This is a genomic window from Streptomyces viridochromogenes (genome assembly GCF_001270495.1).
In the GTDB taxonomy this organism is placed as follows: Bacteria; Actinomycetota; Actinomycetes; order Streptomycetales; family Streptomycetaceae; genus Streptomyces; species Streptomyces viridochromogenes_A.
This window is the reverse complement of sequence record NZ_LGUR01000162.1, coordinates 67,426-92,075: the sequence shown is the minus strand read 5'-3', so window position 1 is coordinate 92,075 and position 24,650 is coordinate 67,426. Positions and strand designations below refer to the sequence as shown.

The 24,650-nt window shown below is 70.2% G+C and carries 22 protein-coding genes and 3 pseudogenes; 9 read left to right on the top strand and 16 right to left on the bottom strand.

Going from position 1 to position 24,650, the window contains the following annotated elements:
- Position 1: 1 nt before the first annotated feature.
- The 5 genes and pseudogenes from ADK36_RS16845 to ADK36_RS16820 all read right to left on the bottom strand — a co-directional run bounded on the left by ADK36_RS16845 (position 2) and on the right by ADK36_RS16820 (position 5,780).
- Entirely contained in the window at positions 2-1,339 is a 1,338-nt protein-coding gene (locus ADK36_RS16845; protein WP_048580068.1) for a wax ester/triacylglycerol synthase family O-acyltransferase, read from the bottom strand.
- 145 nt (positions 1,340-1,484) lie between these two features.
- A pseudogene (locus ADK36_RS46320) lies at positions 1,485-2,451 on the bottom strand (hypothetical protein); the annotation flags it as partial.
- Positions 2,452-2,535: 84 nt separating this feature from the next.
- Complete coding sequence (gene glgC / locus ADK36_RS16830; RefSeq protein ID WP_048580067.1) at positions 2,536-3,756, bottom strand: glucose-1-phosphate adenylyltransferase; 1,221 nt, start codon at positions 3,754-3,756, stop codon at positions 2,536-2,538.
- Between the two features lie 51 nt (positions 3,757-3,807).
- Positions 3,808-4,968 carry a glycogen synthase gene (gene glgA / locus ADK36_RS16825; protein WP_048580066.1) on the bottom strand — a complete coding sequence of 387 codons (1,161 nt, stop codon included), beginning with the start codon at positions 4,966-4,968 and terminating at the stop codon, positions 3,808-3,810.
- Between the two features lie 41 nt (positions 4,969-5,009).
- Positions 5,010-5,780, bottom strand: a complete 771-nt coding sequence (locus ADK36_RS16820) for a (2Fe-2S)-binding protein (protein WP_048580065.1) — start codon at positions 5,778-5,780, stop codon at positions 5,010-5,012.
- Positions 5,781-5,990: 210 nt separating this feature from the next.
- Between ADK36_RS16820 and ADK36_RS16815 the strand changes: the two genes are divergently transcribed.
- Positions 5,991-7,163 (top strand): DMT family transporter, encoded by a 1,173-nt coding sequence (locus tag ADK36_RS16815; protein ID WP_053198086.1) that lies wholly within the window; start codon positions 5,991-5,993, stop codon positions 7,161-7,163.
- Here the strand turns inward: ADK36_RS16815 and ADK36_RS16810 are convergent.
- Positions 7,153-8,370, bottom strand: a complete 1,218-nt coding sequence (locus tag ADK36_RS16810; RefSeq protein ID WP_048580139.1) for a transglycosylase family protein — start codon at positions 8,368-8,370, stop codon at positions 7,153-7,155. The two genes, ADK36_RS16815 and ADK36_RS16810, sit on opposite strands and share 11 nt — an antisense overlap.
- A 347-nt stretch (positions 8,371-8,717) precedes the next feature.
- Between ADK36_RS16810 and gndA the strand changes: the two genes are divergently transcribed.
- Entirely contained in the window at positions 8,718-10,157 is a 1,440-nt protein-coding gene (gndA, locus tag ADK36_RS16805; protein ID WP_053198085.1) for an NADP-dependent phosphogluconate dehydrogenase, read from the top strand.
- Between the two features lie 349 nt (positions 10,158-10,506).
- Here the strand turns inward: gndA and ADK36_RS16800 are convergent, their stop codons facing one another.
- From ADK36_RS16800 to panD, 3 genes are read right to left on the bottom strand one after another with little or no spacing between them, the layout of a single operon-like run.
- On the bottom strand, positions 10,507-11,145 hold the full coding sequence (locus ADK36_RS16800) for an aspartate/glutamate racemase family protein (protein ID WP_048580062.1): 639 nt from the start codon (positions 11,143-11,145) through the stop codon (positions 10,507-10,509).
- Complete coding sequence (locus ADK36_RS16795) at positions 11,145-11,489, bottom strand: GNAT family N-acetyltransferase (RefSeq protein ID WP_048580061.1); 345 nt, start codon at positions 11,487-11,489, stop codon at positions 11,145-11,147. Before ADK36_RS16795 ends, ADK36_RS16800 begins: the two co-directional genes overlap by 1 nt.
- A gap of 53 nt (positions 11,490-11,542) precedes the next feature.
- The gene (gene panD / locus ADK36_RS16790; RefSeq protein ID WP_048580060.1) at positions 11,543-11,965 is read right to left on the bottom strand and encodes an aspartate 1-decarboxylase; all 423 of its coding nucleotides are present in this window, start codon (positions 11,963-11,965) and stop codon (positions 11,543-11,545) included.
- A gap of 670 nt (positions 11,966-12,635) precedes the next feature.
- Here panD and ADK36_RS47950 point away from each other — a divergent pair.
- From ADK36_RS47950 to ADK36_RS16775, 3 genes and pseudogenes are all read left to right on the top strand, one after another.
- Positions 12,636-12,983: a hypothetical protein gene (locus ADK36_RS47950; RefSeq protein WP_048580059.1), complete on the top strand. Its 348-nt coding sequence runs from the start codon at positions 12,636-12,638 to the stop codon at positions 12,981-12,983.
- Between the two features lie 108 nt (positions 12,984-13,091).
- Positions 13,092-13,603: pseudogene (locus ADK36_RS16780) on the top strand (pirin family protein); the annotation flags it as partial.
- 123 nt (positions 13,604-13,726) lie between these two features.
- On the top strand, positions 13,727-14,635 hold the full coding sequence (locus ADK36_RS16775) for a pirin family protein (protein ID WP_048580058.1): 909 nt from the start codon (positions 13,727-13,729) through the stop codon (positions 14,633-14,635).
- Here the strand turns inward: ADK36_RS16775 and ADK36_RS16770 are convergent.
- A complete protein-coding gene (locus ADK36_RS16770; protein WP_053198084.1) occupies positions 14,623-15,096 on the bottom strand; it encodes a DNA repair ATPase in 474 nt (157 codons plus the stop codon). The two genes, ADK36_RS16775 and ADK36_RS16770, sit on opposite strands and share 13 nt — an antisense overlap.
- A gap of 359 nt (positions 15,097-15,455) precedes the next feature.
- On the opposite strand from ADK36_RS16770, the gene ADK36_RS46300 reads away from it, so the two are divergent.
- Positions 15,456-15,848, top strand: a complete 393-nt coding sequence (locus tag ADK36_RS46300) for a MarR family transcriptional regulator (protein WP_234329784.1) — start codon at positions 15,456-15,458, stop codon at positions 15,846-15,848.
- 150 nt (positions 15,849-15,998) lie between these two features.
- On the opposite strand, the gene ADK36_RS16765 is transcribed toward ADK36_RS46300, so the two are convergent.
- The 3 genes and pseudogenes from ADK36_RS16765 to ADK36_RS16755 form a co-directional block, all read right to left on the bottom strand.
- Complete coding sequence (locus ADK36_RS16765) at positions 15,999-17,966, bottom strand: glycoside hydrolase family 97 protein (RefSeq protein WP_234329783.1); 1,968 nt, start codon at positions 17,964-17,966, stop codon at positions 15,999-16,001.
- 277 nt (positions 17,967-18,243) lie between these two features.
- Positions 18,244-19,749 (bottom strand): RICIN domain-containing protein, encoded by a 1,506-nt coding sequence (locus ADK36_RS16760; RefSeq protein WP_048580057.1) that lies wholly within the window; start codon positions 19,747-19,749, stop codon positions 18,244-18,246.
- A 73-nt stretch (positions 19,750-19,822) separates the two neighbouring features.
- Positions 19,823-21,025 (bottom strand): annotated as a pseudogene (locus ADK36_RS16755) (alpha-N-arabinofuranosidase); the annotation flags it as partial.
- Between the two features lie 18 nt (positions 21,026-21,043).
- Here ADK36_RS16755 and ADK36_RS48870 point away from each other — a divergent pair.
- The 3 genes from ADK36_RS48870 (at position 21,044) to ADK36_RS16750 (ending at position 22,940) form a co-directional block, all read left to right on the top strand.
- Positions 21,044-21,184, top strand: coding sequence for a hypothetical protein (locus ADK36_RS48870; protein ID WP_159029105.1), 141 nt, complete (start codon positions 21,044-21,046; stop codon positions 21,182-21,184).
- Between the two features lie 33 nt (positions 21,185-21,217).
- Positions 21,218-21,505, top strand: coding sequence for a hypothetical protein (locus tag ADK36_RS48865; RefSeq protein WP_159029104.1), 288 nt, complete (start codon positions 21,218-21,220; stop codon positions 21,503-21,505).
- Positions 21,506-21,755: 250 nt separating this feature from the next.
- Positions 21,756-22,940, top strand: coding sequence for an ROK family transcriptional regulator (locus ADK36_RS16750; RefSeq protein WP_048580056.1), 1,185 nt, complete (start codon positions 21,756-21,758; stop codon positions 22,938-22,940).
- A 246-nt stretch (positions 22,941-23,186) separates the two neighbouring features.
- Here the strand turns inward: ADK36_RS16750 and ADK36_RS51460 are convergent, their stop codons facing one another.
- From ADK36_RS51460 to ADK36_RS16740, 3 genes are all read right to left on the bottom strand, one after another.
- On the bottom strand, positions 23,187-23,468 hold the full coding sequence (locus ADK36_RS51460) for an alpha-galactosidase (protein ID WP_425315286.1): 282 nt from the start codon (positions 23,466-23,468) through the stop codon (positions 23,187-23,189).
- Positions 23,465-23,602: a hypothetical protein gene (locus ADK36_RS51455; protein WP_425315465.1), complete on the bottom strand. Its 138-nt coding sequence runs from the start codon at positions 23,600-23,602 to the stop codon at positions 23,465-23,467. The genes ADK36_RS51460 and ADK36_RS51455 overlap by 4 nt, the downstream gene beginning before the upstream one ends.
- A 151-nt stretch (positions 23,603-23,753) precedes the next feature.
- The gene (locus ADK36_RS16740) at positions 23,754-24,650 is read right to left on the bottom strand and encodes a carbohydrate ABC transporter permease (RefSeq protein ID WP_078916069.1); all 897 of its coding nucleotides are present in this window, start codon (positions 24,648-24,650) and stop codon (positions 23,754-23,756) included.

The following is a 24,650-nucleotide window of genomic DNA, read 5'->3' as shown; positions in this document are numbered from 1 at the left end:
CTCAGGGAGCGCAGGCGGCGATCAGGGACCGCACCTCCTCGGTCACGGCCGCGGCCAGCACGTCGAGATCCGGTACGGCCTCGGCGTCGGCGACGAGCCCGTAGTGGACGCGCCCGCGGTACGTCGAGATCGCGATCGCCAGGGACTGGCCACGGGCCAGCGGGGCGAACGGGAAGACCTCGGTGACCTGGTGGCCGCCGAGCTTCAGGGCGACACCGGGCAGCGGCACGCTGGTGACCAGGATGTCGAACCAGAGCCGGGCGGCCTGGCCGACCAGCGGTCCGCCGAGCCGGTGGCCGAGCGCCGGGACGTGGTCGGCGAGCAGGGCGACGGCGCCCGCGCCCCGGTTGGGGCCGGCGTTCTTGTTGCGGTCCATGGCCGTACGGACCGTGGCGAGGCGGCGCAGCGGATCGGGGTCGTCGACCGGAAGCCGTATCAGGTAACCCGAGAGCCGGTTGCCCTGAGGGTGCGCGGTGCGGGGCCGACGCTTGGAGACGGGGATCAGGGCGCGCGGCGCGACGCCCTCGCTGCCGTCGCCGCGCTCGTCGAGCCAGCGGCGCAGGGCACCCGCGACGACGGCGATCAGGACGTCGTTGACGGTGCCGCCGACAGCCTTGCGGACCACGTGCACGTCATCGATGTCGACGACGACTCCGGCGGTGCGGCGGGTGCCGCTCGGCTCGGCGGTCAGCGCGGACGACGAGCGCATCCCCAGGGTCGATACGGCGACGGAGGCGCCGATGTCGAGGGCGCGGCCGACGTCGGACAGGGCGCCCCGCACCAGCCCCGGCAGGCTGCGCACATCCGGAAGGCGGCCGCCCCGGGGCGCCTCGGGGCGAGGCTTGCGCGCCGGCATGTCCATGGGGTCCAGGACGGCGGCGGCGAGGGTCAGCGCCCGCAGTCCGTCGGCGAGGGCGTGGTGGAACTTGAAGAGCACGGCGAACGACACGCCGTCCTCCCCCGGCAGCACATGAGCCTCCCACGGCGGCCGGCCGCGCTCCAGCGGGCGCTCCATGAGCCGGCCCGCCACCGCCTGGAAGTCGGCGGTCGGGGCATGCAGCCGCACATGGTCGAGCGGATCGAAGTCGGGGACGGGCTCGCGGGTGGCACCGCCGAACGAGAACGGCTGGAGGAGGCCGACCGGCTGCCAGGCGTCCCGGATCCGCATCCGCAGTCCTGGCACAGCGGCGGCGCGCGCGGCGAGCAGGTCGGCCGCGTGGGCGCCGGCGGTGGGCGAGTGCGCGGTGAAGACGCCCAGCGCGCCCAGGTGCATGGGGTGTTCCGCGGACTCGATGTTCCAGAACGCCAGGTCGAGAGGTGCGAGCAGGTCGGAAGTCAATGGCTTGCCTCGCGTCGACGAAGGGTGGACCAGCAGTCAATCGCCCTCTGGCGATTACAGTCAAGTACGATCAAGCTACGCTCAGTTAACGGCAGATTAAGTCCCGCCCCTTACGAAAGGGGCGGGACTCATGGTGCATATGAGGTCACTTCAGCACGGGTAGCGGCACCGGGCATCCCGACGGTGTCACCCGGGAGGCGTCACGGATGAGCGCCTCATGAGCGGACCTGAGCCGTTCCGCGTCCGGTTCGAGCACGGCACGGTCATAGGTCAGGAGCCCGTTCGGCTCATCCTCGACGTCCGTGATCTGGGTGTACACGGCACCCTTGCCGTCCCGGCAGACCAGGGCGGCGCGCACCTCGTCGAACTTGGTGAGGTAGTCGTCGGAGTAGGTCGCGGGGTCGACGAGGCACGCGCCTCGGCGCCCGGGTCCACCCCGGCGGTCATCGCGGGCATGTCCTGCCACACCAGCAGGCCCAGCCGGTCGGCCCAGTGGAACCAGCGGTCCGGCTTGGCGCAGAGGGTCCTCCAGTCGACCGCAGCTGGTACAACCGGGCCGGGCAGGCCGTCCGGCCAGAAGCTCTGGTCGAGAGTGGCCATCAGGAAGATCGGCTCCCGTTGAGGACGGTGCGCGGCACGCCGTTCACCTTCTCCACAGCGATCGAGCGCATCCCGAAGTAGCTGCCGACGCGGTCGGTGCCGACAGTCACCTTCAGGTCGTACAGGAAGGGGCCGTCGGGCGACCACAGGTGCGGATCGGGGATGGTCAGGGTCAGCGGCCGTCCGACGTCGGGGGTGAGCTTGAGCCCGTCCACATGGTCCGGGGCCATCGGCTCCAGCCACACCGTCTGCCAGATGCCGGAGGACGGGGTGTACCAGATGCCGCTCGGGTCCAGGCGCTGCTTGCCGAGCAGGGGGTTCTCGCCGTTAGCCGCGTCGGTCGGGTCGTAGACGCCGACGATCAGCCCCTGGGTGCGGCCGGGCTTCAGCGCGTCGGTGCTGTCGGCGCCGAACTTGTCGTAGCCGCCGGTGTGCTCGGTGACCTTGGTGCCGTTGACGTACACCTCGGCCCGCCAGTCGACGGCGCCGAAGTTCAGCTTCAGGCGCTTGCCGGGGCGTCACAAGAGGCGCACGACAAGAGTCCCGCCCCACGACGGGACGGGACTCACGCCGGTCTCTGTGTCACCTCGCGCCTGCTACGGGACCCGCTGCCCCTTCCCCAGCGCGATCACCCCGCCCTTGGAGACGGTGTACAGCTCCGCGTCCCGCTCCGGGTTGACGCCGATCGTCGCGCCCGGGGGCACCTCGACGTTCTTGTCGAGCACGGCTCCCCGTACCACCGCGCCCCGCCCGATGCGCACGTTGTCGTGCAGCACCGCCCCCTGCACCACGGCCCCCGGGTCGACCACCACCCCCGGCGACAGCACGGACCGCGTGACCTGGCCGCGGATGAGGCACCCGGCGCTGATGATGGACTCGCTGGCCATGCCGCCCGCGTTGAAGCGGGCCGGGGAGAGCTGGTTGGAGTGGGTGTAGATGGGCCAGCTGCGGTTGTAGAGGTTGAAGGCGGGGCGCTCGGCGATCAGGTCCATGTGGGCGTCGTAGTACGCGTCCAGGGTGCCGACGTCCCGCCAGTAGCCGCGGTCCCGGTTGGTCTCGCCGGGGACGTGGTTGGCGCTGAAGTCGTAGAGCTGGGCCTCGCCCCGGCCGGTGAGCTGCGGCAGGATCGAACCGCCCATGTCGTGCACGGAGTTCTCGTCCTCGGCGTCCCGCTGGAGCGCCTCGATGAGGGCCTTGGTGGTGAAGATGTAGTTGCCCATCGAGGCGAACACGCACTCCGGGTCGCCCGGCAGGCCGGGCGGGTCGGCGGGCTTCTCCAGGAAGCGCTCCACGGTGAGGCCGTCCGAGCCCGGGCTGATCACGCCGAAGGACGACGACTCGCCCCGCGGCACGCGGATGCCCGCCACCGTCACGCCCGCGCCGCTCTCGATGTGCTGGGCGAGCATCTGGCGCGGGTCCATGCGGTACACGTGGTCGGCGCCGAACACCGCGACGTACTCGGGGCGTTCGTCGTAGACCAGGTTCAGGGACTGGAGGATCGCGTCGGCGCTGCCCAGGTACCAGCGCGGGCCGAGGCGCTGCTGGGCCGGGACCGGGGTGACGTAGTTGCCGAGCAGGCTGGACATCCGCCAGGTCGTGGTGATGTGCCGGTCCAGCGAGTGCGACTTGTACTGCGTGAGGACGCAGATGCGCAGGATGTCGGCGTTGACGAGGTTGGAGAGGACGAAATCGACCAGGCGATACGTTCCTCCGAAGGTGACCGCGGGTTTCGCGCGGTCCGCGGTCAGCGGCATCAGGCGCTTGCCTTCTCCGCCCGCCAGTACGATTCCGAGCACCGAAGGTCCGCCACGACGCATGGCCGCTCCCCTCACCCTGGTTGGTCCCAGCCTGCCCCTGAGCAACGCGCGCTAAGCCTGTTTGAGGATCTCCCCGTAGAGCAGGGCCGTCCGCCGGGCCACCGCGTCCCAGCCGAACTCCCCTACCGCGCGCTCCCGTCCGGCGTCGCCCATCCGGCGGGCGGTCTCCGGGTCGCCGATCACCGAGTCCAGGGCCCGCGCGAGGCCGGCCTCGAATACCTCGACGTCGTCGTCCAGCGGGACGAGCAGACCGGTCTTGCCGTCGTCGACGACCTCGGGGATGCCGCCGACCTGCGAGGCCACCACGGGAGTTCCGCAGGCCATCGCCTCCAGGTTGACGATGCCGAGGGGCTCGTACACCGAAGGGCAGACGAACACGGCGGCGTGGGTGAGGAGTTGGATCACTTCCGGGCGCGGCAGCATCTGCGGGATCCAGTGCACGCCCTCGCGGACCCGGCTCAGCTCCTGGTAGAGGTCGCGGAACTCCTGGTCGATCTCGGGGGTGTCGGGCGCGCCGGCGCAGAGCACGACCTGTGCGGCCGGGTCGATGTCCCGTACCGCGCGCAGCAGATGGGGCACGCCCTTCTGGCGGGTGATGCGGCCGACGAACAGCACATACGGGCGGTCGGCGTCGAGGCCGAAGCGCGCGAGGACGTCGGTGCGGTGGTCGGGCCGGTAGAGAGTGGTGTCGATGCCGTTGTGGACGACGTGGACCCTGGCCGGGTCCAGCGCGGGATAGCAGCCGAGGATGTCCTCGCGCATCGCCCCGGAGACGGCGATCACCCCGTCGGCGGCCTCGATCGCGGTGCGCTCGGCCCAGCTCGACAGGGCGTATCCGCCGCCGAGTTGCTCGGCCTTCCAGGGGCGCAGGGGCTCCAGGGAGTGTGCGGTCATCACATGCGGGATGCCGTACAGGAGCTTGCCCAGGTGGCCGGCGAGGTTGGCGTACCAGGTATGGGAGTGGACGAGTTGGCAGCCTTCGAGTCCGGCGGCCATGGCCAGGTCCACGGAGAAGGTGCGCAATGCGTCGTTGGAGGTGTCGAGCGCGGACCAGGGGCGGTGGCGCTGCACGCCGACCGCGCGGCCCTCGCCCCAGCAGTGCACCTCGAGGTCGACGAGATCCCTCAACTCCCGGGCGAGGAACTCGACATGGACACCCGCGCCGCCGTACACATCCGGCGGGTACTCCCGGGTCAGCAGTCCCACACGCACCCGGAACCCCCTGTTCTCAGCGGCTGGTTGCCCTTTCATGGTCACCCAGATGTGGCGTGTGGGGAAGAGCGCGGTGCTCGTGTGAAGCAACAGTCGCCGCACACGCCGCCGCCCGGTACCCGGTAGTAGAGGCAGCAGCTGCGGCGCCGGAACGCGGTCCCGGTGAGGGTGCCGGTGCCGGCGAGGAGGGAGTGGCCGAAGAGTTCCGCGGTCAGGGCGCGGGTGCGGGCGGCTGCGTCCGTACGGCCGGCCGCGCGCGCCCACTGGTCCAGCTGCCGGGCCGCGCCCGCGAGCGCCGACCCCGCGTTGCCCCACAGCAGGCCGGCGGCGACCCGGTAGCGGGTGTGCAGGGCGGCGGTCAGTGGTTCCAGGTGGGCGTGCAGCACGACGTCCGCGATGATCGCCGGGTCCGCGGGCATCGGGTGCAGCTCGGTGAGCCACAGGTCGTCGGGGGCGCTGCCGTCGGGATCCCAGCGCAGCAGGCGCGGGTCGAGGTCGGGGACGCGGCCGTAGAGGACGGCGCAGCCGAGCGTCACCGACCACAGCCGGGCCGCGAGGCCCTGCTGGGCGACGGAGGCGGCGATCCGCGGCTCGGGGGCACGCAGGGCGTGCGCGACTTTCCGGACGCGGAAGCCCAGGGGACTTCCCTGAGGGTCCGACAGGGAAGCGTCCGACGGGGGTTCTCCGTATGCCTGCGCCAGGGTCGGGAGTGGCCGAAGAGCTGCCCCTGCCGTGCGTAGTACGAAGAAGCCGCCGAGCGGCCGGAGCGCGGCGAGATCGGGGTCGAAGTCCACGAAGAGCAGTAGTACCAAGGCCCGTCGGGGTTTTCACCTGGGGGTCTCCACCCGGGGTCACCCGCCTGGGGGATGAGACCGCCGCCGCAGTACTCCATCGGCAGTACGACAAGGTGCGTGCTCTGGTACGACGACGGGAAGAGCTTTTCGAGGCATCGTGTTGATTATGAAGGCCGACCGTTCGCCACGCCGGGGTCACCGCCCCCGCCTCACGCAGAGGAGCAGCTCATGAGCGCCCTCGCGTTGTCCGTGCTTCTGTCGCTCGTCTCCGCGGTCGCGTACGCGGGCGGGGCGATCGTACAGGAGCGCGTCGCGGTGTCCTCGCCGGGACAGCAGTTCGCGCCGATGCGTCGGCCGGGCTGGTGGGCGGCGGTCGCGCTGAACGGCCTCGGCGGGCTGCTGCACGTGGTGGCGCTGGCTTTCGGACCGCTGAGTCTGGTGCAGCCGCTGGGTGCTCTGACGATCGTGTTCGCGCTGCCGATGGCGGCGCTGTTCGTGGGCCGCAAGGCCGGGTCGACGGCGTGGCGGGGCGCGATCATGGCGACCGTGGGTCTCGCCGGCCTGCTGTCCCTGGTCGGCTCCTCGGAGTCGCAGTCGCTGGCCACGGCCGAGCGGGCGGGCGTGGCCCTGGTGACCGGCGCCATCGTGGTGACGCTGATGGTCGCGGGCCGTGCGGCCCACCGTCACCCGGCGGTGCGCAGCATGCTGCTCGCGACCGGGTCCGGCATAGCCTTCGGCATGTCCTCGGTGTTCACGAAGGTCGTCGCGGTGGACTGGAACGGCGGCGTGTCGATGGCCGACGTGCCCGCCCTGGCGACGATAGGCGTCTTCGCGACGGCCGGTCTGCTGCTGTCCCAGGCCGCCTACCGGGGCGCGGGACTCGCGGCGCCGCTGGCCACGCTCACGGTCGTGAACCCGGTCGTCGCGGCCGCGGTCGGCATCACGATGTTCGGCGAGACTTTCCGCTACGGCACCACGGGCACCGTGCTCGCCCTGGGCTGCGGTGTGGTGGCGGCGGGTGGCCTGATCCTGCTGACGACGGAGCGGATCGCGCGCACGGATACGGTGACCGCGCCGGCTCTGCCCGAGGCGGGGCCCCTGACCTCCCTGCCCGAGCCGGTCACGCCTGGGGTGCCGGCCGGGGAACTGCTCGACGGCCTTCCGGCGCCGGCCGACGCGATGCCCCGCGAGGAGGCCCTGGTACCGGACCGGGAGGAGATCGTCGTACCGGACAGGCTCGACGGCATCCTCATACCGGCCCAGGTCGCGGAGGGCGTCTACGAGGACGGCGAGCCGCCGCACCCCGCGAGCGGGCCGCCGAACCTGTACGGCCCCTTCTACGGCGGCCCCTACGTGCCCGCGCCGGTCCTCGACCGGCACCGCATCCGCGTCAAATCCTGACGCCACCGGCCCGGAGGTACGCCACCGGGTCGATGTCCGAGCCGAAGCCGGGCCCCGTCCGCACCTCGAAGTGCAGATGCGGGCCTGTGCTGTTGCCGGTGGACCCGGACCGTCCGATGCGCTGGCCCGTCCCCACCGACTGCCCGTCCTTGACGGAGATCGCCGAGAGATGGGCGTACTGGCTGTAGCGGCCGTCGGTGTGCCGGATCACCACCTCGTAGCCGAAGGAGCCGCTCCAGCCGGCGCTCACGACCTGCCCGGCCCCGACGGACTTCACGGACGTGCCGGTCGGGACGGCGAAGTCGACACCGGTGTGGTAGCCCTTCGACCAGGACGAACCGGCCTTGCGGTACGGGGTGCCCGCAGCGGCGCTCACCGGGGCGACCAGCGAGCGGCTGGTCGTCGTGGCCTGCTCCTGCCGCTTCTGGTCCCGGTCCGAAGAGGTCTTCGAAGGTGTCTTCGAAGATGTCTTTGAAGGTGTCTTCGTCTTTGAAGAGGTCTTCTCGGGCGAGGGCCCGGGGGTGGACTTCGGTGGGGCCGTCGTCCCTGCGGACTTCCCCCGCACCGCGAGCCGCTGCCCCGGCAGGATCAGGTCGGGGTCCGCCCCGACGGTCTTGCGGTTCGCCTCGTACAGGCCCCGCCAACCGCCCCTGACCTTCTGTGACTCGGCGATCCCGGAGAGGGTGTCGCCGTGGACCACGGTGTACATCTCGGCGGTGCCGGCCCGTGACTGGGGCGTGGTCTGCGGCTGGACGTCCTGGACCGAGGTCTTCCGGGCGCTGCGGTCGGTGCCGCGGGTGCCGGCGGGGTGGATGTCGGGCGTGTCCCCGCCCCGGGTCAGCCCGGCCCGCACCGAGCACACCGGCCAGGCGCCGGGCCCCTGCCCGTCGAGCACCTTCTCCGCGACGGCGATCTGCTGGTCCTTGGTGGCCAGATCCGCGCGCCCCGCGTACCGCGTGCCGCCGTACGCCTCCCACGTCGACTGGGCGAACTGCAGTCCGCCGTAGTAGCCGTTGCCGGTGTTGACGTCCCACCTGCTGGTCGACTCGCACGCGGCGACCTTGTTCCAGGTGCTCACGTCGGCCGCCTGTGCGGTGCCGGTGCCGATGAGCGGGAGCGCCATCCCGGCGCCGCCCGCGGTGACGGTGAGTGAGGCGCGGTTGATCCTGTTCGGCTGGTACCGGCGGTGCCGACCGCGTACGGCCATGACGGAGCCCCCCATTGACATGCGTCAGGAGGGGCAAAAGTAAGCGCTGCGAACAGGCCATGACAAGACGGCAATTCGGCCGCCTCTTCACGCCAAGTGGCGTGGAACCGGCGCACGTTGCCCGGCGCACGTTGCCCGGCGCGCGGTGTCCGGCACACGTTGCCCGGCGCTCAAAGGGGCTCCGGGACGGCTGAGTGCGCCGGGGCCTTCCGTGCGTATCTGCCTGCGCGACATCGCGCCACCCCGGGTGTGCGGCCGGAGAACCGGCACGTCAGGATGGACGATGGGGCAATACTGGCGGGCATGACCGGCACCGCTGCTATATCGAGGTCACTAGGAGCCAACGCATGAGCACTTCGGCGCAGATCGGCGTCACGGGTCTCGCGGTCATGGGCCGCAATCTCGCCCGCAACTTCGCCCGCAACGGCTACACGGTCGCGGTGCACAACCGGACGCCGGCGCGCACGCGGGCGCTGGTGGAGGAGTTCGGGAGCGAGGGCGAGTTCATCGCCGCCGAGTCCGCCAAGGACTTCGTGGCGGCGCTGGAGCGGCCGCGGCGGCTGGTCATCATGGTGAAGGCCGGTGAGCCGACCGACGCGGTGATCCAGGAGTTCGCGCCGCTGCTGGAGCCGGGCGACATGATCATCGACGGTGGCAACGCGCACTTCGCCGACACCCGGCGCCGCGAGCGTGACCTGCGCGAGCAGGGCATCCACTTCGTCGGCATGGGTGTCTCGGGCGGCGAGGAGGGCGCGCTGCACGGGCCGAGCATCATGCCGGGTGGCCCGAAGGAGTCGTACGACTCTCTCGGTCCCATGCTGGAGAAGATCTCCGCGAAGGCACAGGACGGGGCGCCCTGTGTGACGCACGTCGGTCCGGACGGTGCCGGGCACTTCGTGAAGATGGTGCACAACGGCATCGAGTACGCCGACATGCAGCTCATCGGCGAGGCGTACCAGCTGCTGCGGGACGTCGCCGGGTACGAGCCCGCCCAGATCGCGGAGATCTTCCGCACCTGGAACCGGGGCCGGCTGGACTCCTACCTGATCGAGATCACCGCCGAGGTGCTGTCCCACGTCGACGCCGCGACGGGCAAGCCGTTCGTGGACGTGGTCGTCGACCAGGCCGAGCAGAAGGGCACGGGCCGCTGGACCGTGCAGATCGCCCTGGACCTGGGCGTGCCGGTGTCCGGGATCGCGGAGGCGGTCTTCGCCCGCTCCCTCTCCGGGCACGCGGCGCTGCGGGACGCGTCCCGCGGGCTGGCCGGCCCGACGGCCACGCCGCTGGGCGAGGCGGAGGCCGCGGCGTTCGCCGACCGGGTCGAGCAGGCGCTGTACGCGTCGAAGATCGTGTCGTACACGCAGGGCTTCCACGAGATCGACGCGGCGCGCGCGGAGTACGACTGGGACATCGACCTGGGTGCCGTCTCGGCGATCTGGCGCGGCGGCTGCATCATCCGGGCGGCGTTCCTGGACCGGATCCGCGCGGCGTACGACGCGCGCGCCGATCTGCCGAGCCTGCTGTCCGACGACACGTTCGCGCAGGAGATCGCCGCGGCGCAGGACGACTGGCGTGAGGTGATCATCGCGGCGACCCGCCAGGGCGTACCGACGCCGGGCTTCGCGGCGGCCCTCGCCTACTACGACGCCCTGCGCGCCGAGCGGCTGCCCGCGGCGCTGACGCAGGGGCAGCGGGACTTCTTCGGAGCGCACACGTACCGGCGGACCGACCGGGACGGCTCGTTCCACACGCTGTGGGGCGGGGACCGGTCGGAGGTGTCCGGCTGAGGGACGCGCGGCGGAACGACGGGCGGGCCCCCGGGGGCGGCACTCTGAGGGGCCTCACCGTCGGCTGCCACCTCAGGATCGGCTGAGCGGCGGTCCCGGCTCGGGGTTCGGTACCGGTTCGGGTCCCGGCGGGACCGGTGACGGGCCGGGCTCCGGGACCGGGCTCGGGGGGCTGTGGGCCCGGCGTCGGGCTCGGATGGACGGGGTCCGGGTGGACCGGGTCCGAGTACGGGGTCGTCATGGCGTCCTCCAGCCCATCGGTGCATGTCGGCTCTGGACTACTCCCCCGCGTACCCGAGGGCCGCTCCGGCAGTCACTCACCCGAGTCACCACGGGCGGCCGGGTGGTCCTACCGCGGGTGCAGAGCCTCGGCTCCGGCGGCCAGCCCCGGGCGGGGGCTGGACAGTACGGGCACCGGTGTCGTCGTCAGCCGCTGAGCCGGGGCGATGGAGACCTGGGCGAGGACGATCACGTCGGCGTCCTCGGTCTCGTCCGCCGCGGATGCCACCAGACGTGCGCAACCGTCGACGTCACCCGCGTCGAAGCACTCCCACGCCCCCTCGACGAGCCGGGTCCGCACCGCGACGGGGCGCCCCGCACGGCGGGCCTCCTCCTCGATCAGGGAGACCGTCGGACCGAACGTGCTCTCCACGGTGGCAAGGACGACGACCCGGGCTCCCTCGGCCACGGCGGCCGCCGCCATCGGCCGGTCCACACGCAGCACCGGCAAGCCTGCCTCGGCGGCGGCCGCCTCCGCGATCCCGCCGATGGTCGAGCAGGTGCACAGCACGGCCCGCGCGCCCTGGGCGACAGCCTGGCGGAGGGCCGCCCGGACGTCGTCCGTGACGGATTCGGCGCCTTCGCGGCGGGCGCGGCCCAGCAGCTCCGCGTCGACGAAGTGCCGTAGGCGCAGGCCCTGGTGGTCCTCGTCGCGCAGGGCGTCGAAAACCGGGATGTGCAGGGGCGAGGTGTGCAGGAGGGCCAGCATCAGAACCGCTCGGGGTGCGCCCGCAGCCAGTCCTTCGCCGCCTCCAGCAGCTCGGGGTCGGCCGCCGGGGCCTCGTCGGGGTGGCGTTCGGCCCACTTCACCACGTACGGGCACAGCGGCGCGACGACGACTCCCTCGCGCGCCGCGATGCCGTACAGCTCGCGTGCCAGGGAGCCCGCGATGCCCTTCCCCTCGTGGGCGGGTTCCACGACGGTGTGGACGGGGACGAGCGCGCGTGCCGGGGCTTCGAGGACGAAGTACTCGATGCGGCCGGTGACTTCGTCCCCCTGGAGGGCCTCCAGGCGGCCCGCCGCCCGGTCGTCGCGGATCTCTGTCTCGCTCATGCCACGCACGCTCCTGGTCCGTCGTCAGGCTGAAGAGCCGAAGATGAGTGCAGTCAGGCCACCGGCACGGACTGCGGGCTGCGCTCCTGGTCGGAGCCCGGCACCGGCTCGGACGGGTCGGCGCCCAGGGCCACGATGCGGTTGGCACCGTCCACGTGCACGACCCTGGGCTCGAACTGCCGCGCCTCGGCGTCGGTCATCTGAGCGTAGCTGATGATGATCACCAGGTCGCCGGGGTGGACGAGATGGGCGGCGGCACCGTTGATCCCGATGACCCCCGAGCCGCGCTCCCCCTCGATGACGTACGTCTCCAGGCGGGCGCCGTTGGTGATGTCGACGATGTGGACGAGCTCGCCGGGGAGCAGGTCGGCGGCGTCGAGGAGGTCCGCGTCGATGGTCACCGATCCCACGTAGTGCAGGTCGGCCTGGGTGACGGTGGCGCGGTGGATCTTGGACTTGAACAAAGTACGCAGCACTTTGGACTCCTAAAAGACGGCTCCCCGCCAGCTTTCTGCAGGTCAGGGGCGTCGTTCACTGTACACGGACACACCTCGGACTCGAAGATGTCGAGGAACATCGGTTGACTCTCACGACAAGGCTCTCTACCTGCACTTTTACGAGAGCCTGGCTGCCGTGACAGCGCTGATATGGCATCTGTTCGGACAGCCGTTTCGGAATGTTCGGAGACTGATGCTGATCAGTTGCCGAGTTACCTGATGATGCATCAGGCAGATGGGCGGCCACTCAGCAAGCAAGTGCGAGGTATCGGCCGCAAAGTGAGCTGGTGGGCGCCACACAACAGTTGTCGCCGTCGGCGCAGGAGGCTCTTCGGTTGCGGGCGGTGACCGCGTGGGTGGTGGGCCGGACTCGCAAGGATGTCGCGGCAGTGTTCCAGGTGTCACTCAAGGCGGTGGCCAACGTGGTGGCCGAAGTGGCTGGCAGGCGGGCGCGAGGCGACGGTTTGGCATGGTGCCGCTCGCCCTACCGCTTCAGCTCAACGTCGAAGAACTTCAGCACCGAGGTGACGAGCATGAGCCCGTAGACCGCGTTGATCCGCGAGTACTGCGTACGGGACACGCCGTGCGCACTCGGGTGCCCGCCGAACACACGCGGGATCGGGTCGCCGTTCTTCGGCCAGTACTCGGCGTGTGCGTACCAGACCGGAGCGACCTGGACGAACTCACCGTCGCCGAGTTCCGGGGCGGACGCTACGCGGGCCGGACCGACAGCGCCGAGGGACGGCGTGCGCGCATCGGGGTGCTGATCAACCTCAGCGGCCGGCTGGTGTGCCGGTACGGGGACGGCGAGGTGGCCGTCGGCCCTCATGACCTGCTGGTGTGGGACAGCGACCTCGCGCGTGCCTTCGACGCGGTCGAGCCCCACCACGAGCTCTCCCTCCTGCTTCCGCGCGGCATGGTCCCGCAGGGGCTCGCGGCCGCGGCCGCCCGCGCGAGCGGCCCCGTGCCAGAACTTCTGGTGTGCCCGGCCGGGTAGCCCTCGACGGCGGCCGGGCTCTTGGCACGACCGGAGCGCAGACGCATCGGGAGCTGGCCCGTACCCCTTCGCCTGATCACCGGCAGCGTCTGTACAGGGAGGAGCACCATGCCCGCCATCACCGTCGAGGACGTCCTCGTCCTGCCCCGCCTGCCCACGCTCACCCCTGCCAGGACCCGGACCCGTGAGGTGCGCCGGCTGGTCACCGCACCGCGCGGCTACGAGGGTGAGGGCTTCCCGGTACGCCGCGGGTTCGCCGACGTGCCACTGTCCGAACTGGATCCATTCGTCCACTTCGATCACCTCGGCGAAGTGGACCTGGCCCCCGGTGAGCCCAAGGGGACTCCCTGGCATCCGCACCGTGGCTTCGAGACCGTCACGTACGTCATCGACGGCATCGTGGACCACCAGGACTCCAACGGTGACAGTGGGCGGATCGCCGACGGCGACACCCAGTGGATGACCGCCGGGGCGGGCATCCTGCACATCGAGGCACCGCCGGAGAGCCTGGTGATGAGCGGGGGCGTGGTCCACGGCACCCAGCTGTGGGTCAACCTGCCCGGGCGAAGAAGCTGGTCCCTCCCCGATACCAGGACATCCGCGGCAGCCAGGCGGCGCTCCAAGCCCTCGCGACCCGCCACACGCGCGGCAAGATCGCCCTGCGCGTCGCCTGAACCCTGTCCGTCCCCCCTTTATCACCCCGTCTCCTTTCGAGAGCCGGGCATCGGCATCACGGAGCAACCATGACCGCACAGTTGACGGGTGAGCGCACACTGACCCGCATCACCACCAAGCAGCAACTGGGCCCCGACGCGCAGGTCGACGACAAGGCACTGGTCTTCGTGCCGACCGACCCGGCCCTGACCGACCCCTTCCTCGCCCTGGTCGAGGACCGGTTCTCCACCCCCGGCTTCGAGTGGCACCCCCACCGCGGCCTGGAGACCGTCACCACCGTCGTGGACGGCGTCCTGGAACACGGCGACAACCTCGGCCACGCCGGGGCCCTGCAGGCCGGTGAGGTGCAGTGGATGACCGCCGGGCGCGGCATCATCCACCGTGAGCTCGCCTACCGCGACGAGCACGCGCACGTGCTGCAGATGTGGCTGAATCTGCCCGCCGAGAAGAAGCTGACGCCGTCGCGCTACCAGGACCTGACCAAGGCCGCCATGCCGCGCGTGCACGCGCCGGGTGTGACGATCGACGTCCACGCCGGGAGCGTCGGCGGCGTCACCGGCGCGACCGACACCCATCACCCGGTGCAGGGCGTCGTCGCCACCCTTGACCCCGATGCCTTCTACGACCTGCAAGTCCCCGCCGAACACCGGCTGTTCGCCCACGTCATGAACGGGCGCCTGCTGATCGGCGGCCGGGAACTGCACGCCGGGCAGACCGGCTGGTCCGACCCCGTCACGGGGAGGAGCGAGGATGACGGCGGTACTCCGGTGGCCACCTTGCTGCACCTGGCGGCCGCCGACCCCGAACGGCCCGCCCGCGTCATGGTCTACAGCGGCACGCCCATCCACGAAGCCGTCGCCATGGGCGGCCCGTTCGTCATGAACACCAAGCTGGAGATCACCAAGGCGTTCGCCGACTTCCACGCCGGCGCCTTCGGCCCGGTGCCCCGCCAAACCCGCCTCGCCTACGACCGATGACCGGACATGTGCGACAGCGGGGGGGGCGCGGCTCCGCCACTTCGCGTGCACCCCGCTGCACGGCCAATCGGCGGTCGCCGGCTTCCGGCCCTGCCTGCTGTGTACGCCACCCCGGCTGGTCTGCGGGCCTGGCGGTTGCAGCCGGAAGCGGGCGGCGGCGAGCTCCCGGTCGAAGGCCGGTCGAAGGCCGGGTCGTCGAGCAGGCTCGGCACGGCGTCCCCAGGCAGCCGGTTGGGGTCGCGGTCGGACAGCGCGAAGTCGTCACCGACCACCGTCTCCGGCTTGAGCGCGAGGAAGACGTTGCCGCCGAAAAGCAGTGTGTCGCCGACGGGGACGATGTCGCGCGGGATGCGGTTGTGCCCGGTGCGCAGCCGCTCGGTGCTCGTCAGCTCCAGCGAGGTGGAGGCGATCTCCTCGGTTCGGCGGGTGGACGTCGTCAGGCGGCCGACCGGTGTGCTCACCTCCGACCGAGCGGTGCTCCGGCGTCGGACTAGGTCCTGCCGGCTCCTCTTTTTCAAGACCCCGCATGGTAAAGGAGTCGATCGCGCACCCTTTTAGACGTGGACACTCATGGGATCCCCTTGAGTGAAGACAACCTTGAGACGGACCCGCGTGAATCGCCGGCCGTCCTCGGTTCGCCGGGCGGCGACGTGAAGCTTGCCACCGCCGTCCTGGTGCTTCACCGGCTCCGCCGCATTCGGGGGGTGATACGCGAAGGGCCCCGTCGGCGCCGACGCACTGGACCGGGTGACCTGGGCACTGCGGCGGGCGGAGTTGGCCGTGACAGCCCTGAAGGAGCAACGGACGGCGCTCGCTGGGCATGGCGGCGGCACACTATTCGCTGCTCATCGCCGTCCACGTCGATCCCGGCCTGGCCGGAGCGGAACTGGCCCGCCGCCTGAACGTCACCCCGCAGGCGGTGGCCTCCCTGGTGACCCGACTGGAGGGCCGGGGCCAACTGGAACGCCGGCCGCGACGCCCTACGCAAGGCCGACGCCGTGATCGCGGAGATCGAACAGCAGATCACCGAGAAGCTCGGCGCCAAGGACAGCCAACTGAAGGCGCTTCTCCATCAGGTGACCGACGCGATACGACAGGTGCAACCGGCAGGCCCCCTCGACAAACCCGTCACCGGATGCGGTTGTACGTCGGCGTCGCCGTGGCTTCTCCCGGCAGGGGAAGTGGTCAGTCCGGTGATCCCACCAGGAGATGAACACCCTGATCGTCGGCAAGTCGATCAGCGGGCGGAGTGCCTTCGTGTGCGACAGGGCGTAGGAGCTCCTCAGCGACTGCCGGGCCCGAACGGAGAACCCCAGGCCCGGCAGCGGGCGTGACGAGGCCGACGCCCTCAGGGGGTGGCCTGTCAGCTCGGCTTGAGGATGATCGCCTGGCCGCCCGCGGGGGCCATGGCCACGTCCAGCGTGGTGGCCGAGGTGACTGTTCGGGTACTGACCACGACCGGGGTCTGGTACGGGCTGGTGCCCGGCGTGCCGTCGGCGTAGACGGTGGCGGTGTAACTGACACCGCTGTCCAGGAACGACAGCGGGAGCGACAGCGTCCGGGCCGTCTCGTTGGTCATCGCCCCCAGATACCAGGTGGTCCCCCGCCGACGGGCCACGGCGACGAACTGGCCGATCGATCCGGCCAGGGTTCGGCTCACGTCCCAGGTCGTGGGGACGGCGTTGAACCAGGGCAGTCCCGGCCAGTTGGCGGTGTTGGCGTACTTGGACGTCTGCTTGTCATACCAGAAGAGGAAGTTCAGCGGCTGGTAGTACACCGCGGCCATCGCCATCTGGTGGGCGTTCGTGGTCTTGTTGCGGGACTGGCCGTAGCAGATCGTGTAGTCCAGCGGGCCGCCGATGTTGCGGGCGAAGGGCAGAGTCACGTTGTGGGTGGCGGTCGGGAACTGCTCGTTGCCCCGGACGCCTTCCATGCTGAGGAAGTTCGGGTACGTGCGCTCGTAGCCGAACGGGCGGATGTTGTCGTGCATGTCGATCAGCAGCTGGTACTTCGCGGCCGTCTTCGCCCAGCCGGTGATCTGGTTTGTCATGGCCTGGGTGCCGTCGAGGACGAAACCCAGCTTGACGCCGGCCACGCCCCAGCTCTTGTAGAGCGCGAACAGGGAGTCCACGTCGCCCAGCGCGGCGCGGTCCGCGTAGAGGATGACTCCGATGCCGCGCTCGGTGGCATAGGAGATGACCGAAGGAAGGTCGATCTCGGGAATCGGCTGCCTGGCGGGCGAGGTGACCGGTCCGTACCATCCGCCGTCGTACTCGATGTACTGCAAGCCGCGCGCGACGGCGAAGTCGACGCCCTGGATGCCGGCGGCGGTGGTGAGCTCGCAGCGGAAGACCTTGCCGGGCTTGATCCACGAGGTGTCGACGAGGGCGTTGGGCGGGGCCAGGTTGAGCACCAGGTCGGCGTTGTCGACCAGCTCGGCGTGGGTCGACCCGATCACCACCGCGCGCCACGGCGTCGCGAACGGCGTGGTGACGGTGGAGGTCGTCGCGACCGGGCCGCTGCCACGTGCGGTGTGCTCCATCAGGAAGGCGGACAGGGCGCCCGGCTGCCCCGAGACGGAACTGAGCATCATCCGGGGGAAGTTCACCCGGGAGGACTCGCACACGCACGCGATGACCCCACTGGGCAGAGTCGCGGTCAGCGGCAGGTCGGTCAGAGGACCGTTGTCCGTGCCGGAGGTGCCGGTGACCGGGATGGAACCGGGGGCGAGCGGGATGTAGTCGGCCTCGTCACGGGCGCTGTAGACCAGCGTCTTGTCCGGGAAGGTGAATGTCGTCAGCTCGTCGGAGATGGTGGCGGTGCCTGCGCCGAGCAGGACGTAGCGGAGGGCGACGCCGGCGTTGTAGGCGCGGGCCTGGACGCTGAAGCGGACCCCGGAGACGGTGTCCTGGAGGTTCCAGCGCTGCTCCTGGTAGTGGTCGGTCACGGTCGAGTTGCGGCCGTAGACCGGATTCCAGGTGGTGTTGGTGGTCCAGTGCTGGTTCTGGGTCACCGCCACGTTGCTGCCGAGGGTCGTCCTGTTGCTCAGCCTGAGACCGAGGGGCGAGGTGGCGATCACAGTGGTGCCGCTGCGCAGGACGGACCACTGGAGCGCTCCGCCCACCACCGACAAGGTGAGGACCGTCCTGCCGTCCGGCGAGGTCGCCCTGACGGAGGCGTCCGCGGCGTAGGCGGGCCATGTCGCCCCCAGCCCCGCCGCCGTTCCGGCGGTGATGATCACGCCCTTGAGTATTCCCCTGCGGGAGACGGTCGCCGGGTTCTCGACGGAACCCGCACCGGGCTCTTCCTGCTCGCCTGCACTACGCATCATGAGTGGGGCCTCTTCCTTGAGGACCGCATGACAGCGGACCACACATCGAATAGAACCAACCGGTCGTAGACGTTTGAAGGTGTCGGGAAAGTTATGGGGGTGTCCGAATCGGGCCGCGCCTTCGTATCCGGCGAGGCCGGCTGCGGCGGGTCGTAACGGGCGACCCCGTGGCGACCCACTGCCCACCCGTTGCCTGTCACGAATGGCGCCGCATCACTTCGGTGTACGGGCAGTGCCCCGACGCCCCCCTTGATGGCGGGGTCGCCGGGGCACGCGGTCAGGAGAGAGTCCAGGTCTCGCTGTTGGCGCTCGCGCTGCCGCCGAGCTCCTGGTTTACCGCCGCTCCCTGGGTGGTCGAGCCCGCGACGCCGATGTGCAGGCCGCTGCCGATGTTCACCAGCATGTAGTTGCTGCCGGTGTAGCTGCCTGTCAGGTCCAGGGCCCACTGCTGGTTCGTCCCGCCGTTGCAGGTCCACTGCTGCAACTGGACGCCGGCGGTGGTCGACCGGCTCGGGACGTCCAGGCACAGGCCGCTCTTGACGCTCTTGAGCGTGAAGATGTTGTCCGCCACCCGGGTGAGGGTCCACTGCTGGTTGGTACCGCCGGTGGACGGCCACTGGATGATCTTGGCGCCGGTCGCGGTGGAGCCGCTGGCGACGTCCATCAGCATCGAGCTGCCGACGTTCTTCAGCGTGTGGACCCCTTCCGACGGGATCCCGCTGCCGGCCGTCCATGTGCCCGCGTCCACGTTGAGGGACCAGGTCGGGTACTGACCGAGGTTCACCGTCGTGCCCCGGATGGTCAGCGGCAGCCAGATCAGCTTCGACGCGCCCAGGTTGGAGGTGTCCCAGCGGTCGCCCGCGTAGATGTACGTGGTGCCGGAGGTGCCCTGGACCGTGATGATGTTCGCCGTCTGGCTGCCGTAGGTGCGGGTGCCGGGGGCGGCGAAGTTCCGGAACGCCGACCAGGGGCCGCTCAGCGAGGTGGCGGTGGCGTAGACGTTGTCGTTCAGGCTCCAGCCGGTCAGGCGGGAGCCGAGGACGTAGTACATCCCGTCGATCTTCACCATGGCGGGCGACTCGACACTGCCGCTGCTGCCGGCGCTGCCCAGCACCGCCACCGCGCTGTCCACGGAGAGGTAGTCGGCGGAGAGCTTGTAGATGCGCAGGCCGTTGTTGCGGTCCTCGCTCATCAGGTAGGCGGTGCCGTCGGTCTCCTGGAACAGGCCGATGTCCCGGCTGAGGTTGCCCATCGGCCGGAAGCTGCCCCGGTAGGTGTACGGGCCGCACGGCGTGCTGCTCGTGGCCACACCGACCCTGGCCTCGGCGTAGTTGGTGCTGTCGATGTGCATGTACATCACGTACGTGCTGGTCGACTTGTTGTAGATGACCTTCGGCCGCTCCACGATCCGGCTCGGTCCCAGATCCCCGCTGCTCTGCCTGCTCAGGGCCTGGCCCCGGTAGCTCCAGTTCGCCAGGTCGGTCGAGGTGTAGCAGGTGATGTCCTCGAACGACGTGTCCGCCGACGTCTTGCCGGTCTTGTCCTCGCCGAAGCCGTACCAGGTGTCGCCGACCTTGACGATGCCGAGCCCGTGCAACTGCAGGGCGTTGCCGTTCTGGTCGGTTCGTGCGGCGCCCGTCGTGAAGGTCACCGTGGCCGCGTGTGCCTGCGTGGCGGGCACGAGCAGGGCAGCGAGGCTGCCCAGCAGGGTCAGGACCGCGGCCATGGTGGTCCGCCATCGGGCGCGCGGTGGCGCTGTGCGGTGTGATGTGGTGTCGGACATAGTGTCACCTCTCCGTCGAGGTTCAGGGATTGTGCAGGGGGGATGCGGGTCGAGCGGTGGATCCTGGGGCCGCTCACGGGGCGAGCGGGATGGTGATGGTGTTCCAGGACATCGGTGGCAGCAGGGCGCTCAGCCGTCCGCCGTCCGTGACGGTGCCGGTCACCGGCTTGGGCGTCACGCGGTCCTGATGCTGGAGCGTGTTGGCCGCGTGGCGGTCGGGGTCGGCCAGGGCGGTGTGCGTCACCTGCCCGGTCACCGGGTTGAACGCCCGCAGGTCGGCGGTGAGTTCGAGCGGCCTCGTGGTGTCCCGGTTGACGGCGAAGACGGTGAGCGACCCGTCCTCCTGCTGGACGGCGGTCGCGTGCAGCAGGGGCACCTCGCCGTAGCGGGCGGTGTCGTGGACGGGGCCGTCCAGGGCGAGCCGGAGCACCTGGCCGCGGCCGTGGCGGGCCGCGTCGGCGAAGGGGTGGAAGATGGTCTGCCGCCAGGCCGGGCCGCCGGGCTCGGTCATGATGGGGGCGATGACGTTCACCAGCTGGGCGAGACAGGCCGCGGTGACGCGGTCGCAGTGGCGCAGCAGGGTGATCAGCAGGCTGCCGACCACGACGGCGTCGGTGACGTTGTAGACGTCCTCGAGCTGGCGCGGCGCCACGCTCCAGTCCGGGGTGTCGGTGTTGTTGACCGGCCGGCTCTGGTACCAGACGTTCCACTCGTCGAAGGAGAGGTTGATCCGCTTGCCGGAGCGGCGCTTGGCCCCGATGTGATCGGCGGTGGCGACCACCCCTTCGATGAAGGCTTCCATGTCTGCGGCCGAGGCGAGGAAGCTGTCGACGTCGCCGTCGCTCTCCTCGTAGTAGGCGTGGCAGGAGATGAAGTCGACGAGGTCGTACGTGTGCTCCAGGACCGTCGCCTCCCAGGCGCCGAAGGTCGGCATGGAGCGGTTGGAGCTTCCGCAGGCGACCAGTTCCAGACCGGGGTCGACATCGCGCATGGCCTTGGCGGTGACGGCGGCGAGGCGGCCGTATTCGTCGGCGCTCTTGTGGCCGAGCTGCCAGGGGCCGTCCATCTCGTTGCCCAGGCACCACAGCCGGATGCCGTGCGGCTTGTCCACGCCGTGCGAGCGGCGCAGCTCGGAGAAGGCCGTGCCGGCGGGGTGGTTGGTGTACTCCAGGAGGTCGAGTGCCTCCTGCAGGCCGCGGGTGCCGAGGTTGACGGCCTGCATCGGCTCGACATCGGCCTTGGCCGCGAAGCGCATGAACTCCCGTCGACCGAGTTGGCGGCCAGGTCCTTCTCCGTGAAGTCGGACTTCACGTCCGCGATGATGTCGTCCAGCGGCACGATCTGCCCGGACTTGGCCATCTGGACGTCGGGGTGGAACTCGAAGACGTCGGGGCCGTTGCTGGAGACCAGGCCGCTGGAGAGCTTGGAGGCGTAGTCACCGGGGATCCACTGCACCGACACGTCGGCCTTGCCGTACGCCTTCGCGTACCGCAGCGCCGCCTGCTGGGTGCCCGCCTCGCCGTACTGGTGGTACCACTGGCTGATCGCCGCCTTACCTCCGGTGGAGCCGCCGCCGCGACCGGTGTTCCCGCCGCACGCGGCGAGGAATCCCGCCGCCGCCATGGTGCCGGAGGCGCGCAGGAAGGACCTGCGGCCGAACGATCTGCTGGGGTTCTGCTCAGGGGACATGGCCACCTCTGCTGTGAAGAACGGGCGTGGGACCGGGCCTTGGCGGCGGGGCCGCGACGGCGGGTGATGACGCTGTGGACGGCCGCGGAGTGCGGCCGGGGAGAGCGCGACGCGAAGCCCGCGGGGTGAGGGGCACGCAATCGGAAGGGGAAATTCCTGCCGCTGACGGGGTTGCAGCGAACGGAGCGAGACGCAGGTTATGCGTGCTACACCCCTTCGTCAACAAGCCAGAAAAAGTCTGTGCATGGCATTTCCAACGACGTGCCCCACGTGGCTACGATCAGACGCCCAGCCCCATCGAGCACAGGACGACGCCGTTGAAGCGGACGTACCAGGACATCCGTCGGACCAACCGTTTCGCGGTGATGCGGCATCTCATCGCCACGGCGCCCGTCGTCAGGCGCGACATCGCCGCGGCCACGGGCCTGTCGGTGGCCACCGCCTCCGACATCGTCAGCGAGTTGCACGAGCTGGGGCTTCTGGCCGAGATCGGACAGCAGGCTTCGGGGGGCGGACGCCCGCGGAACCTTCTCGCACCCGCCCACGAGGGCCCCCGGCTCATCGGCGTCGACATCGCCGAGACCTACGTCCACGTCGAGGTCTTCGATCCCGCTCTGCGGGTCTTGGCCAGAGCCGAGTACGAACTGCACCCGCACGCCAACTCGCCGGACTACGTCGTGGACCACATCGTCCGCGGAGTCGACGACGCGATCGCGCAGGCCAAGGTGGAGCGCGGCAGGATTCTCGGGATCGGCGTCAGCATTCCCGGCCAGGTACGGCCGGACGGCACGGCCTCCGTCTTCGCCCCGAACTGGCAGTGGACCGATGTGCCACTGCTGGCCCTGCTCACCGACCGGGTCCCTGATGTGCCGATCCTCCTCGACAACCCGCTGCGTGCGAGCACCGTCGCCGAACTGTGGTTCGGTGCCGCCCGCGGCCACGACGACGTCGCCGTCCTCACCCTGGGAACCGGCGTCGGCGCGGGCCTGGCCGTCCAGGGGGCGCTCTACCGCGGGGCCACGAACACGGCCGGCGAATGGGGCCACACCAACCTGGTCATCGACGGCCGCAAGTGCCGCCGCGGATGCGTCGGATGCGTGGAGACCTACGTGGGCGCACCCGGCATCATGCAGCACCTCGTGGAGACCGACCCGGACAGCCCGCTCCTGCACCCGGACGACCAGACGGCCACCATCCACGCCCTGGCCACCGCCCACGCGGCCGGCGACCCCGCCGCACAGCAGGTGATCGCCACGACCGGCCGCTACCTCGGCATCGCCATCGCCAACCTGATCAACCTGTGCAACCCGCAGATCATCGTGCTCACCGGCTGGGTCGCCGACACACTGGGAAGCGCCGTCCTGCCGCACGTGCGCGCCACCGCCGCCCGTTACGCACTCGCCGAACCCTGGGAAGGCACCGAGATCAGTCTCTGCCCCATCGACCGCAACCCGGTCAGCCTCGGCGCGGCGACCCTCGTCCTGGAAGGATTCCTGTCCTGACACTCCTGCTGTGAGCAGCTCCGGTTGGAGGACAGAACCCCCGGGCGTGCCGGGTCCCGCATCTGCGCAAAGGAGGGCTGAGCATGCGGGACGGCGATCGACCCTGTGGCATGAGAGGCGCAGTCCGGCCCGCGACAGGCGCGTCACAGCCCTGTCCCGCCTTCGGCCTGCCGCCGATCCCGCCACCACCCTCACCCCGGTCTTCGCGCCGCCTACGGCGTGGGGCCGGACGCCGCCGCCCAGCGGTCATGCCGGCCTCAGGCCCTTGCTGTGGATGTAGTCGGCGATCGCCTTCATACCGCAGGGCCACAGGGTCTCGTCCACGACGATGTTGCCTTTCGCGTCGCGCCGGCCTTGCCACCAGCCGTCGTCGAGATTGACGTACTTGTAGCCGGCCGCCGCCATGCCGGAGGAGACCAGGGCGTCGGCCTGCTGCTTGATCACGTTGTGGTCGATGTCGCTGAAGAAGCTGTTCCAGGACGCCCAGCCCATCGGCGTTGGGGCGACGCCCATCTGACTGGTGCTCACAGCGGCCGGTTCGACGGACAGGAGTGCCGAGGGCTCCTGCGGTCGAGGGACGCCACGCCGGCGACGGTGAGTCCGGCGGCGATGAGTTGGGCGGTGATGAGCCTGGTCCATCTTCGTGCAACGCTGCGGAACACGCGGCTCTCCAAGAGGAGGGGGAAGTGGTCGGGACTCGCGGCAGCGTGGTCGGCCTGGGCGGCCGATGGTCGTGTCGTTCTTCGTTGAGGGAGAGACGCGGGCCGGGAGTCCCTGAGGGCGGAAAGCCGCCCCGGGTCGTGCGCGCTGCGGCTACTTCATTCCCGTGGTCGCGATCCCCTTGACCAGGTAGCGCTGGCCGACGAGGAAGACGATGAAGACCGGGATCAGGGTGACGACGGACATCGCGAACAGTGATCCCCATGAAGCTCCGCTGGTGGCGTCGACGTAGTTGCGCAGGGCCACGGGCGCCGTCTGCAGTTCGGGTTTGGTCAGGTAGATCAATTGGCTCAGGAAGTCGTTCCACGTCCAGATGAAGGTGAAGATGGCGGTGGTGGCCAGGGCGGGCAGCGAGATCGGCAGCAGGATGCGGAAGTAGATGCGCCAGTACCCGGCTCCGTCGATCTTGGCCGCCTCGTCGAGCTCGGTGGGAAGACCCCGGAAGAACTGGACCATGAGGAAGATGAAGAAAGCGTCCGTGGCCAGGAACTTGGGGACGATGAGCGGGAGGAACGTGTTGACCCACTCGATCTTCGAGAACATCACGTACTGCGGAATGATGAGTACGTAGACCGGCACCATCAGGGTCAGCATCATCATGCCGAAGAAGAACGCCCGCCCCCGGAACTTCAGCCGCGCGAAGGCGTAGGCCGCCATGGAGCAGCTGACCAGGTTGCCGAGCAACGCACCCAGCACGACGATCGCCGAGTTCAGCAGGTACAGCCCGAACGGGTGCGAGAGCGCGCTCCAGCCGTCGGAGTAGTGCCCGAAGTCGGTCTTCGTGGGCAGCAGCGAGGGATCACGGAAGATCAGGGCGTCGGGTTTGATCGAGCTGGCGATCATCCACAACAGCGGGTAGACCATCACAAGCCCGAAGGTGATCAGCACGACGTGCTTGAGCCTGGCCCGTATACGGGCCGCCCTCCTGTGTCGGAACGCGGCAGGCGCCGGAGCGGGCGAAGGGGCGGCATCCGCCTTCAAGGGTGTCAT

Coding starts and splice junctions, on each gene's coding strand:
- gndA (WP_053198085.1), top strand. CDS start 8,718: ATGAGCACTTCGGCGCAGATCGGCGTCACGGGTCTCGCGGTCATGGGC.
- ADK36_RS16810 (WP_048580139.1), bottom strand. CDS start 8,370: ATGGCCGTACGCGGTCGGCACCGCCGGTACCAGCCGAACAGGATCAAC.
- ADK36_RS16800 (WP_048580062.1), bottom strand. CDS start 11,145: ATGCTGGCCCTCCTGCACACCTCGCCCCTGCACATCCCGGTTTTCGAC.
- ADK36_RS16815 (WP_053198086.1), top strand. CDS start 5,991: ATGAGCGCCCTCGCGTTGTCCGTGCTTCTGTCGCTCGTCTCCGCGGTC.
- ADK36_RS16775 (WP_048580058.1), top strand. CDS start 13,727: ATGACCGCACAGTTGACGGGTGAGCGCACACTGACCCGCATCACCACC.
- ADK36_RS16765 (WP_234329783.1), bottom strand. CDS start 17,966: ATGATGCGTAGTGCAGGCGAGCAGGAAGAGCCCGGTGCGGGTTCCGTC.
- ADK36_RS46300 (WP_234329784.1), top strand. CDS start 15,456: ATGGCGGCGGCACACTATTCGCTGCTCATCGCCGTCCACGTCGATCCC.
- ADK36_RS16760 (WP_048580057.1), bottom strand. CDS start 19,749: ATGTCCGACACCACATCACACCGCACAGCGCCACCGCGCGCCCGATGG.
- ADK36_RS16740 (WP_078916069.1), bottom strand. CDS start 24,650: ATGACACCCTTGAAGGCGGATGCCGCCCCTTCGCCCGCTCCGGCGCCT.
- ADK36_RS16795 (WP_048580061.1), bottom strand. CDS start 11,489: ATGAGCGAGACAGAGATCCGCGACGACCGGGCGGCGGGCCGCCTGGAG.
- glgC (WP_048580067.1), bottom strand. CDS start 3,756: ATGCGTCGTGGCGGACCTTCGGTGCTCGGAATCGTACTGGCGGGCGGA.